Consider the following 11,682-nt stretch of genomic DNA (forward strand, 5'->3'; position numbering starts at 1 on the left):
ACCATTACGAAAGAAGAAATTGATTGGGCTTTTGAAAAAATCAAAACGGTTCTAAGTTAATTTTTAAATAAAGGCTATGTTAAAGGTCATTATTGATTTTATAACTTTGTTGATTGGAGCGGAAGGCGCGAAGACTCCTGCGGGAGTACGGAGCAGGGGAGACCCCGCAGGCGCTTAAGCGCCGAGGAGGCTCCCCGCTACGCCCTCGGAAAGCGAAGCGCCTGGAGCGCAAATCAACAAACAATTTAACAAAGACATAAAAATGACTGCCGGCAAACCCCAAGTTTTTCGGATTTGTCGACAGTCTGGGAGGTGAATTATTCACCTCTTTTTTTTTACACTGAAAAGCACCATTTTATCAAGGTAATTAATACAAAAATCAGCCAAAAGTCACATTTCAAAAAAGTTATGTCTCTCTACACGGCATACTCTAAGAGAAAAATTCTTGTACCATTCTTTTTTCCCTTTATCCTGTGCTATTCTATGAGCAGAATTTTCCTTCCAGTTCTTTATAGATTCTAAAGAATCCCAATATGAAACTGTAATTCCTAACCCTTCATCCCTTGCACTTTCCACACCTAAGAATCCTTTTTGCTGAGAAGCTAACTCTACCATTTTATCTGCCATTTTTCCATAACCACTGTCACCTTTAGTTCTCTGTGAAGCAAAAATCACTGCGTAGTACGGTGGTTCAGGCGTTTTTGCAATTCCACTCATATTTCATTCCCCCAAAAAAGTTTAATCTAATAATAATTTTAATACTTTTTTTCAATTAAATGCAGCCTACGCAATCATTGAAAATAACGTAGAAGATCGGTCGACCATATCGGCACAATTGTGCTAGATTTGAATAAGAAAGGAGTTGATTACCCAAGTATGAGAGGTAACCAACTCTTTTTATTTGTCCTCGGGTGTCTAATTATTGATCAATTCGGTCCCATATGAGTTATCGATTGCACAAAGCCAATCACCTTGTAAATTTTTCATAAATACATAGGTCGCCTTTCTATCCATAGAATATTCTGAATCCTTTTTATCGGCAGCGAGTAGTGTTTGGGAAATGACTAATGCTGTGTCTCCAGCTTCTAGAATAATCATTTCCCCCTGTGTTGGTACAACACTGTTATTGAAATAATTTGCAATCGCAATAAATGCTTTTTTGATTTCCTCTTTTCCGCGTGCAATCATTCCAGGCTTTACAACAAGAATGGCATCATCGGTATGGTAATTCATCAGCATATCAAAATCTTCCTGTTTAATTGCCATATCACACTTTTTGATGACCTCTTTTAATTCGTGTTCCATCATATATCCCTCCCAAACTTAATTATAATTCCATTGTCATAAATACACTATTTGGGTCGTCCATGTAATCCGCAAAAGGCATACAAAACTGGAACCCGAAACTTGCATATAGTCTTCTTGCTGGTTCAAAAGCATCCATTGATCCTGTTTCCAAGCTCAGCCTGTGATAGCCACGCTGTTTGGCTTCTTCAATTATGTGTTGCAGAAGTTGTTTTGCTACACCTTTTCTTAAATGTGAGGAAGATGTTCGCATGGATTTTATTTCTCCATGTTGACCATCAAGTTCTTTAAGTGCCCCACAACCAACTAATTCATTGCCTTCCCATGCACTCCAGAATGTAATCTCTGGTTTTCGTAATTGTTCAAGATTTAATGCATGGATACTTTCCGGCGGGGAATTCAGTGTCATACCGTGAAGATGCTCCCCCACCAATTCAGCCACTTCTGCTCCCGTTAAATCATCTATTTTTATATCCATAGAAAATCCCCCTAGTTTCTATATTGGAAAATATATTAAACTATTAGCAGGAATAGTTCTAGTATATTTTTTCAATATTTCCATATCCAATCAAAAAAGCTGCCAATGGCAGCTTTCTTCAACGATTGTACCCAACTTGATTTTGAACTTGACCCGACACAAGTAACCTGCTAATTTGATTCTCTATAATGTCAAATGCGCACCCCTTGAATAAGTGTAGACTAGTACAGCTTCTATCGGTCGCATTTTTTTAATACACTATATCTCTTCCATTAAACTCATTTTGGGTAGAGAATCTCATCGATTATTCCATACTCTTTCGCTTCCTCGGCGCTCATAAAGTAATCTCGATCCGTATCCTTTGCCACCTTTTCAAGCGGTTGGCCGGTCCGTTCCGAAATAATTTTATTGATGTGCTCTCTTAGCTTTAAGATTCTTCGTGCGGAAATTTCAATTTCCGTTGCCTGCCCTTTTGCTCCACCTAACGGCTGATGAATCATTATTTCACTATTTGGCAGTGCGTACCGTTTTCCCTTTTTCCCAGCAAGAAGTAACATCGCGCCAAATGATGCGGCCATCCCTGTGCATATTGTCCTGACATCTGGCTTAATGTATTGCATCGTGTCAAAAATGGCAAAACCAGCTGTCGTCAAACCCCCTGGGCTGTTGATATAGAGCGAAATTTCTTTATCTGGTGCGTCTGCTGCTAAAAATAATAATTGGGCGACTACACTATTGGCCGTGTGTTCATTTATTTCATCACCAATGATAATAATTCGATCCTTTAACAGTCGTGAATAGATATCATAAGAACGTTCTCCACGATTAGATTGTTCGATTACATATGGAATGGTACTCATTCCGACCCCTCCTTAATAGCAATTTGGCTATGCAGCCATACAGAGAGTGCTTGAAGGAGAGTAGTTAGGTTTGGATCGTAATTTACCCGTAACCAACTTAGGAACGTCATTAACACTTGTTCGTGAAGGAATCGATTGAATGAGAATGGTTGGGTCCTGATTTTTCAAAGCTTCATAAAATAAGTCCGAAAGCTGCTCCCTTTCTTCCTCCTCCCAAAACAAGTCAACTGACTGAACTTGCCCTTCATCGATTGCTTTTTCCAGCCGCTTTTTCGCTCGATGAAGATTGGACTTCACAGCCATTTCTGTAGAATTTAAAATTGTTGCGATTTCCTTGAGCTGATATTGAAATCCCTCTTTTAACAAAAAAATGATAGCTTGGTTTGGGGTGAAGTTCTTCAGGAGTATATCAACCGATTCCCTTGTGTTATCAAGTTGATTTGTTAAAGAATGAGTGGAAAAATCGGGATCCGCCTCAACCGTTTCATTTTTTCTTTTTCGAAGCATATCAATCCAATGATTATAGGCAATCTTATTTAGCAATGCAGTGGTAAGCTTTTGCGAGTGATTGCCATATTTTAAGGCCTTAATATAGGTTTCCTGTGCGATTTCGTCTCCATCCCATCGATTGCGGGCAAGAAAGTGACAATATCGCAGAAGTTTTGGATAATTTTCGATCCAAAAGTCATTTTCGAGCCTATCTTCGTTCTGTGACCTTGCTAAGTTAGCTTCTCTAAGTTTGTGTGACATGTTTTCACTCCTTTTGCACTCTCTACCCTTTAAACGTTTCGAGAGGGATGAAACGTTACGGGGGCAATAAATTTTCTTTTGTTAAAGTTACTTTATGTTGTTGGAATTTAATATAAACTTGACCATTTTAGAAATCAAAAGAAAAACTTTGAAAACGCCCCTTTAATAATTAGGATTCACACCTACTTCTTCAATAATCCCATTTCTTTATATTGAACATAGCACTGCCTTTTGACGCAAAGAACCTAATTTGGTCGCAATCTGACTCTGGGAAAATCCGTGCTGTAAAGACTTCATCCCCATCATTTATAAATATCTCAACAGAAGAGGTATCTACGAACATATGAATCGAAATCTTTTTGCTATTAAGTTGACATGCTCTTGTTGTCCCGTAAGCAGTTCCAACCTCCGTACCAGAATAACTGCGATCCAAAATCACCTTTTGTTCGGCAAGATGATATTTAATTACGGTTTTTTTCGTATCATTCGCCCGAAACTCAATTCCACATTCTTCTGCAAAAATATCAGACATTTCACAATACAATTCAAAGGTTGTGCCATTAATACTTGGGTAACTTTTCACATCATTCTCAATAAAGGCCGTAATTTTTTTCTCAACTTTACGAAGCAGTTTCATTTCTTCTATTGGCTGTTGGATTAATTTATCATTTTTCACCTTTAGTTCGCGAGGAATTGTTAAACAATGAGCCCAGCCGTTAGGATCCGTTGGATATTCTATTTCCGGTAACCCCATCCAGCCAATGAGAATTCTTCTCCCATCCGGTCCAAGTGTCGTTTGCGGGGCATAAAAATCAAAGCCGCGGTCAAGCTCACGAAAATCACCGTGGACAAAATTTCTATTCGGCAGGTTTAGTTTCTTTCCCAAAATATACCCCGATTGATAAATATTGTGGAAATCATCGCCATGGGGTTCGAGCCCTTGAGGAGAAAATACAAAAATGCCTTGATGGCCGAGTTCAAAATAATCCGGGCATTCCCACATGTAACCAAAATTCTTTAGCTCCGTTTCTAATTCCCCTTCAAAGTTCCATTGTTTTAAATTGGACGAACGATAAAGGACAGCAGTACCGGTTAAATTATCACGTTGTGCACCAATAACCGTATAAAATTGGCCATCCTCAGACTTCCACACCTTTGGGTCACGAAAATGGTCGGTATAACCACTTGGAACAGTTGAGATTACTGGCAGGTTCTCTTTTTCAATATCACCTTGTTCATTCATAACAGCCAAACATTGATATGGATGCCTTTTCCAATTTTCATCGCGTGTATTCCCTGTATACATTAAATATAAATTTCCATCCTGTTCAATTGCACTGCCTGAATATGCTCCATGGCTATCGAAAAAATCCCCCGGTGCAATGCCTATTCCTTCGTCTTCCCAATGCACTAGATCCTTTGATTTCACATGGTACCAATATTTCAACCCATGGACAGGTCCTAATGGAAACCATTGATAAAATAAATGATAGTAACCATTATAAAAAGCAAAGCCATTTGGATCATTTAGTAAACCGGTATTAGGCTGTATATGAAACGATTGCCTCCAAGGGCAAACATTTACCTTTTTCATTAATTCCTGCATTGCTTCAGGGCTTTCATTTTCAATTCGGCGGTATCTTTTCTCTTTAGTCCACTCCATAATGTTTCTACTCCTTAAATAAATGGAAGAGAATCATTAATGATTCCCTTTCCGATTTTATAGATCTCTAGTTGGCTGCTACTTGCTTTTTCGCATCGCGTTTCCCGAGAATAATAGTAACAAGGAAAGCCGCAGCAAAAGAAAGTGCCATGCCGATAATATAGAAAGTAATTGTTCCTGGTTTAATAGAAATGATTCCAGGTAAACCAGCAGCCCCCATGGCAATAGCTTTCACTTTAAACAAAGTAACAAAGCCGGAACCTACGGCAGAACCGACGATTGCACCAATAAACGGATATTTTAACTTAAGGTTAACCCCGAACATGGCTGGTTCGGTAATACCAAGAAGTGCTGAAATACCTGCAGCAGAAGCTACTCCTTTTACTTTCGCATCCTTAGTCAATGTAAGGACTGCCAGCGTTGCCGCTCCTTGACCCACGTTGGACATGGCTGCGATTGGAAAAATGAATGAACCGCCAGTTTTTGCAATATCAGCCAAAAGCTGCGTTTCAATCGCGATAAAGCTGTGGTGCATTCCAGTGATAACAATTGGAGCATAAACAAGACCAAATAAAATTCCGCCGATAAAGCCAGTTGTGTCATATAACCAAACTAAACCGTCTGTCAAGAGATTACCCGCTCCACGAGTAATCGGTCCGATTAATGTGAACGTAAGAATTCCTGTGATGAAAATAGATAATAATGGTGTAACTAAGTTATCAAGGAAAGAAGGGACTCTTCTTCGTAAAAATGTTTCAATTTTTGCTAAAACAAAGGATGAAACTAGTACAGGAAGGACAGATCCCTGATAACCTACCTTTTCGATTTCAAAGTTAAAAATCTTCCAAATTGGAACTTCCCCTTTAGCTACCGCATCAGCATACCCGTAACCATTTAATAAGTCGGGATGGACCATGAGCATTCCAAGTGCAGCACCAAGATATGGATTACCACCAAACCGCTGTGTTGCGGAGAAGCCAATTAATATAGGCAAAAATACAAAGGCTGCATTAGCAAACGTATTAATAAGTCCCGCCAAATCGGCGATATTTGGATAAGCTTCGATTAATGATTTTCCTGCAATAAAGAAATCCTTAGCAGTTAAGAGATTATTGATTCCCATTAATAAACCGCCGGCAACGATAGCTGGAATAATCGGAACAAAGATATCCGAAAGCATTTTGACAAATTGTTGAATAGGATTTAACTTCTTTGATCCTGCTTTGGAAACTTCCTTAGTAGACATTTCAGAAAATCCTGTTAGTTTAGCGAGTTCCTTGTATACTTCATTTACTGTTCCTGACCCCAGAATAATTTGGAATTGACCACCCGTAGAAAAAGTACCTTTAACTACATCCATTTCTTCTAATTTAGCTTTATCAATGTTTTCATCTTCGTTTAAAACCATTCTTAATCTTGTTGCACAGTGTGCTGCTGCCGATACATTTTCCTTGCCACCAATTGCATCAAGTATCTCTTCAGCAATCTTTTTATAATTCATCAACAATCACCCTATCCTATCAGTTATTTTGTGGAACCGGTTCCGAAATTATTTAAAAAAAATCAATTAAAGAAACGAGTTCCAAGATGTTTTCGTAGGAACCGGTTCCAAAAATAAATATATTATATTGGAACCGGTTTCATCTAGATTATAAGACTAATAGATTACCTTGTCAACGCTTTCTTGCTCCATTATTTGAAATTTTGAAAGTGTTGTTTTTTCTATTTGTTCCTCATTAACCAATTTAACTATATTCATTGCGGCTACATGTCCTGCCTCTTTATAGAAAAATTTAGCTGTTGTGATGCCTGGAAATGTGATTTTCGTGATATCATAGCCGCCAAATCCAGTAATGGAAAGCTGGTCAGGCACCGTTAGCCCCTCCATATTTGCTGCTTTTAAAGCACCTAAAGCGATATTATCGGTTGCACAAGCAATAATAGTAGGATGGAAGCTTTTAATAATATTGGGGACATTTTTGATTGCATCTTCAATTTTAAAGCTTGTTTCAAAATACTGAACTTCACACCCAGGTTGTTCTGAAACTGCCTTCATGAACCCGGCTTTTCGTTTGACACCAACAGCTATATCCCTTTCTGTAACACCCAAGTAAGCAATTCTTCTATGTCCTTTTTCCAGAATATATTGGCCTAACACGTATGCAGCTTGATAATCATCGTGGATAACGCTGTGAAAATCAGAATGCTCCTGCCCCACTAATATGATGGGAACCTGAATATTATCAAAGGCTTCAATATGCCTTTCGGTGATTTCGGTTGCAAGAAGAATTATTCCTGCTACCTTTTGTTTGGCCAAACTATATATGTTTTCAATTTCTCGATCGAGATCCTGACTAGAGTTGGATATTACTAATTGATATCCTTGTTCCCTTAGCTGGTCATCCATCCCAATCAGTGTTTGAGATGTGGCGAATGAATCTAATCTTGGGACAATCGTGCCAATAATATTTGTCTTCTTGGCTTTTAGGCTTTGGGCAAATTTATTAGGTGTATATCCCGTTTCTTTAATGACACTTTCAATTTTTTTACTAGTTTTTTCACCCACAGATCCCCCGTTTAAGTAACGAGAAACCGTACTCTTTGCAACACCCGACAGTTTTGCTATATCCGCTATTGTAATCATATCTTCAACTCCATTTAAACCAATCACTATTATGAATGTATTATACACAATTTCCACTCAATAATCGAAATTAGATATTACATTCGATGTAAACGGCCTTATTTGCTGATTTTTGCTGAAAAATAATGATGGACTATTTTTATAAGCCTGATATAATCCATATAGAAAACAATAATTTATTTTTAAAGGTGGACATTATGGCGAACACTTGTAGATATGTTGTCAACGCACTTGGTAAAGGTGGGGAAACATATTATACGCTTTGTAAAGATAAACAAGAATTACAGAATTGGATTACAACCAATCAAGAAAAATTAATCATGGAAGAATTAAAGGTAACTGATAAAAATCAAACTTTATTCTCTAAACTATTTAACTTAAAAAAATTATATTAATCTTTTCAGACGCCATTCTTAATAGAATGGCGTCATTATTTTTGTAGATTACTAGTGTATTCACACCTAGCCTTTTAAAGTTGGAATTTTTTGTGAATATAATTATACTATATTTATTAGAGGGGTGATTTTTAGTGAAGGAATTGAAGGAAATTAATAATCAACCAGGTTCGAATAACAATAAAAATGATGTCAGGGTAACTAATAACTTCACTTTGAATATTAACCTTGGGGATCCATTAAATTTATTTTCTCTAATTGGCGGTATTTATATTATTAGTAGATTAGTTAAAAAACGTAAAGGAAAAAGAAAAAAAATGTAATGACGCAATCATCATTACATTTTTTTCCTTTTTTATGCGTATTATTCACTCTTCCAAATGTCTTAATTTCTTTCTTAATTCAATCATTACAGCTCGTGGGTTTTCAATTTCAAAAATGACATATTTATACTTTCCGAAATTTTCTAATTCAAAATGGATAAGTGGTACCTTATGTTCACATGAAAGGAAGTACCATTCATTACCAAACTTAAAGCTGCCTTCGTAAATGTTGAGTGGTGCAATGGCGGTTCCAGGCATGCGGAGCATCCACATTGGAGGATCAAAGTCATCAATATAAACACTTTTTATCGCTTTGTAAGGAATTTTCAACTGCCACTTTAATGCAAAAATGCTTAAAAGCCCAGTTAACTTCAGTACGAATTCTTCCTCTTTAAAGTGTACTTCCCTTCCCATAAAGGGTCACCTCACCTGCAGATTTGAAACATACCATCATCTATATTTTACCATTGGAAGATTCAGTAAGCCAATTATTTATTAAATTTTCTACGTGACTCTAATTGGTGAAGTAATACAAATACGGGCATGTAGTCGTGCTCTACGTGACCTTAATCGGTGTAGTTATACAAGTACGGGCACGTAGACATGCTCTACGTGACCCTAATCGGTGTAATTATACAATTACGGGCATGTAGACGTGCTCTACGTGACCTTAATCGGTGTAATTATACAATTACGGGCACGTAGACGTGCTCTACGTGACCCTAATCGGTGTAATTATACAATTACGGTCACGTAGACGTGCTCTACGTGACCCTAATCGGTGTAATTATACAATTACGGTCACGTAGACGTGCTCTACGTGACCCTAAAATGTGAAAATGAACAAAAAAGGGCACGTAGCTAATCTACGTAACCCTTTTGTTTCCAGCAATATCAAAGTGTCCATTCCATACGGACAAAATCCAAATACTGTCTTTTCGTGGTGCCTGACACCAAATAAAGACACCAAAAAAAGAAACTAAAAAAGAAACCTATAAAGAACTCCAATAAATGAGACCATTAGACTGATCTACTGACGAATTTCCGCTTTTGGATGTAGATGAGTCTGATGGATAGGGCTATTCCGGCTGCGAGCAGGCCGATGGTTAGTCCGATCCAGTAGCCTCTTGCTCCTAAACTCGTATAATGTGCGAGTAGATATCCTGATGGAAGACAGATGAGCCAATAGGCTATGAGTGTCATGATAAAGGCAAGGTTGACGTCCTTATATCCTCTTAAGGCAGCTTGTGCAGTTGCCTGGATGGCATCACAAATTTGGAAAAACAGAGCAAAGATTAAGAAATTGGCGGTTAAATTAATGACGGCTATTTCATTCGAGTAAAAACCGGCAACTTGATAGCGAAAAATCACTACTAATACTCCAGTCACAACGGCAATCAAGATGGCAAGATAAACTCCTAACCAGCTATACTGTTTCGCATCTTTGTAGCGCCTGGCCCCAACTTCATACCCGACTAGGACCGTTTGTGCCGTCGAAATACTAATCGGAATCATGTAAAGAAAAGAAACAATATTTAAGGCAGATTGATAGGCAGCAATCGTAGAGACATTAAATTTACTTAGTAAGATGGTAACCACCGCAAACATACTAGTTTCAAAGAATGTAGAGAGTCCCATCGGCACGCCAATCTTTAATATCTCTTTACATTTATCCCAAGAAAATTCTTTTAAATCAGCAAAAACGGAGTACGTGGAGAAAGGTTCTTGGGTTTTAACAATAAACACCGTCATCCCCATAATCCCCCAATACGTAATCGATGTTGCATACCCTGCCCCTGCACCACCAAGCTCTGGGAAACCCAAGTTTCCAAAAATGAGCACATAGTTCAAAAAGAAATTGAACGGTAACGACAAAAGCATGATAATCATAATAACCCTAGTTTTACCAAGTGCATAAATAAATGATCTAAGTACATTAAAAATAAATAGCGGAAGAATTCCAAAGCTGAGTCCGACTAGATAATGAAAGGCAGTGTTATGCACACCGGAATCAAGTTTCATTAAATCTAGAATCGGGTCTAACAAAAAGAACCCCAGGATGATGACCACTAGTGCAATTAAAATGGAAAGATACATTCCATGCTTCACCACTGATGCTACTTCGTTGCTCTTCTTTTCACCAAAGCGTTGAGCGGCAATTGGTGAAACCGCAAGCAGAATTCCACTAATCCCCGTAAAAATCGGACTCCAAATCGAGGACCCAATCGCTACTCCGGCTAAAGCGGTGGAATGGTACTTCCCTGACATAATCGTATTAAAAAACACCATTGAAAACATGCCAAGCTGTGTAATTAAGATTGGAATCAACAAAATAAAAATTTGCATTGTCTTTTCCTTTAACGTATAGGTTTGATTCATATACAGGTTCTCCTTGAGAAATAAAAATCCGAAACTTCATTATACTCTATATTGGGTTATTATTCCTCAATTAAATGGGAGAACCTTAGAATCGTTGGTCTTAGCAGCAAGATGATTTCTATTCTCCTGAATTTGTGCAGCAGTTTTCGTTTGTATGAGCAGGTCCCTCTTTAGCTTCAGTTACTTCTTTAATCTCCACATTACAGCAACTTGAAGATTTGGAGGCTGATTTACCAGAGAGTTTTTTGAAAAAATTCATTTTCCCCATCTCCTTTAAAATTCTATCTCATAAATCAACTTTTTTTGATGTATAATTAAAGTATATTAGCGATTTTTTCCATTTGCAACCACTTTATCAAAAAAAATTGATATATGATTTTACAGTTTTCAGGAGCCATCTGAAGTTTTTTCTAAATCAAATTTTTTTGATTAAAAACATTGACATATAATAAAATTGACCATATGATAAATGTATCAAAATTATTTGATTAATAAGGAAGGTGAAAAAATGGAAAAGGAGATTCAATTACAGGATATATCTTTGGATAAAGTATTTGAAAAATACGAACTAAAATTTAAAGCGATTGCAGATAAAAAGAGACTGCAAATCATGAATATTTTAACTCAAAATGGCTCAATGTGTGTTTGTGACCTCGCACCAATCGTTGATATGACACAATCAAAACTGTCCTATCATTTAAAGATCTTGTTAGATGCAAACATTATTTCAAAAGAAACAAGGGGTACCTGGAGTTACTACCAGTTGAATCAAGATGAACTAAATCATCTATTGTCCCATGAACTTTGTTGCTTATTCAAACCAACTAGCTGATTATTTTTTTAAAATATAAATCAATTTTTTTTTGATTAATATATCAATTTTTT

At 37.3% G+C, this 11,682-nt stretch carries 14 protein-coding genes; 3 read left to right on the forward strand and 11 right to left on the reverse strand.

What is annotated here, in order from left to right; genetic code table 11:
- Positions 1-390: 390 nt before the first annotated feature.
- The 8 genes from J7E63_RS01775 to J7E63_RS01810 all read right to left on the reverse strand — a co-directional run bounded on the left by J7E63_RS01775 (position 391) and on the right by J7E63_RS01810 (position 7,700).
- Positions 391-717: an antibiotic biosynthesis monooxygenase family protein gene (locus tag J7E63_RS01775; protein ID WP_214716795.1), complete on the reverse strand. Its 327-nt coding sequence runs from the start codon at positions 715-717 to the stop codon at positions 391-393.
- Between the two features lie 198 nt (positions 718-915).
- Positions 916-1,305 carry a YybH family protein gene (locus J7E63_RS01780; protein ID WP_215010072.1) on the reverse strand — a complete coding sequence of 130 codons (390 nt, stop codon included), beginning with the start codon at positions 1,303-1,305 and terminating at the stop codon, positions 916-918.
- A gap of 22 nt (positions 1,306-1,327) precedes the next feature.
- Entirely contained in the window at positions 1,328-1,783 is a 456-nt protein-coding gene (locus J7E63_RS01785; protein ID WP_215010023.1) for a GNAT family N-acetyltransferase, read from the reverse strand.
- Positions 1,784-2,061: 278 nt separating this feature from the next.
- The gene (gene clpP / locus J7E63_RS01790) at positions 2,062-2,643 is read right to left on the reverse strand and encodes an ATP-dependent Clp endopeptidase proteolytic subunit ClpP (RefSeq protein ID WP_088087025.1); all 582 of its coding nucleotides are present in this window, start codon (positions 2,641-2,643) and stop codon (positions 2,062-2,064) included.
- Positions 2,644-2,670: 27 nt separating this feature from the next.
- The gene (locus tag J7E63_RS01795) at positions 2,671-3,393 is read right to left on the reverse strand and encodes a sigma-70 family RNA polymerase sigma factor (protein WP_215010024.1); all 723 of its coding nucleotides are present in this window, start codon (positions 3,391-3,393) and stop codon (positions 2,671-2,673) included.
- A 190-nt stretch (positions 3,394-3,583) separates the two neighbouring features.
- Positions 3,584-5,056, reverse strand: coding sequence for a glycoside hydrolase family 32 protein (locus J7E63_RS01800; RefSeq protein ID WP_215010025.1), 1,473 nt, complete (start codon positions 5,054-5,056; stop codon positions 3,584-3,586).
- Positions 5,057-5,123: 67 nt separating this feature from the next.
- Positions 5,124-6,557 (reverse strand): sucrose-specific PTS transporter subunit IIBC, encoded by a 1,434-nt coding sequence (locus tag J7E63_RS01805; RefSeq protein WP_215010026.1) that lies wholly within the window; start codon positions 6,555-6,557, stop codon positions 5,124-5,126.
- A 156-nt stretch (positions 6,558-6,713) separates the two neighbouring features.
- On the reverse strand, positions 6,714-7,700 hold the full coding sequence (locus tag J7E63_RS01810; protein ID WP_215010027.1) for a LacI family DNA-binding transcriptional regulator: 987 nt from the start codon (positions 7,698-7,700) through the stop codon (positions 6,714-6,716).
- Positions 7,701-7,897: 197 nt separating this feature from the next.
- Between J7E63_RS01810 and J7E63_RS01815 the strand changes: the two genes are divergently transcribed.
- Positions 7,898-8,095 (forward strand): hypothetical protein, encoded by a 198-nt coding sequence (locus tag J7E63_RS01815; RefSeq protein WP_066253763.1) that lies wholly within the window; start codon positions 7,898-7,900, stop codon positions 8,093-8,095.
- 134 nt (positions 8,096-8,229) lie between these two features.
- A complete protein-coding gene (locus J7E63_RS01820) occupies positions 8,230-8,418 on the forward strand; it encodes a hypothetical protein (RefSeq protein WP_214716804.1) in 189 nt (62 codons plus the stop codon).
- 45 nt (positions 8,419-8,463) lie between these two features.
- Here J7E63_RS01820 and J7E63_RS01825 read toward each other — a convergent pair whose 3' ends face one another.
- From J7E63_RS01825 to J7E63_RS01835, 3 genes are all read right to left on the reverse strand, one after another.
- Positions 8,464-8,832, reverse strand: a complete 369-nt coding sequence (locus J7E63_RS01825; RefSeq protein WP_215010028.1) for a hypothetical protein — start codon at positions 8,830-8,832, stop codon at positions 8,464-8,466.
- Between the two features lie 606 nt (positions 8,833-9,438).
- A complete protein-coding gene (locus tag J7E63_RS01830) occupies positions 9,439-10,797 on the reverse strand; it encodes an MATE family efflux transporter (RefSeq protein WP_215010029.1) in 1,359 nt (452 codons plus the stop codon).
- A gap of 118 nt (positions 10,798-10,915) precedes the next feature.
- Positions 10,916-11,056 (reverse strand): hypothetical protein, encoded by a 141-nt coding sequence (locus tag J7E63_RS01835; protein ID WP_215010030.1) that lies wholly within the window; start codon positions 11,054-11,056, stop codon positions 10,916-10,918.
- 249 nt (positions 11,057-11,305) lie between these two features.
- Between J7E63_RS01835 and J7E63_RS01840 the strand changes: the two genes are divergently transcribed.
- Complete coding sequence (locus J7E63_RS01840) at positions 11,306-11,629, forward strand: ArsR/SmtB family transcription factor (RefSeq protein WP_251033318.1); 324 nt, start codon at positions 11,306-11,308, stop codon at positions 11,627-11,629.
- The last annotated feature ends 53 nt before the right edge of the window (positions 11,630-11,682 follow it).

It is taken from the genome of Bacillus sp. ISL-75 (assembly GCF_018613095.1).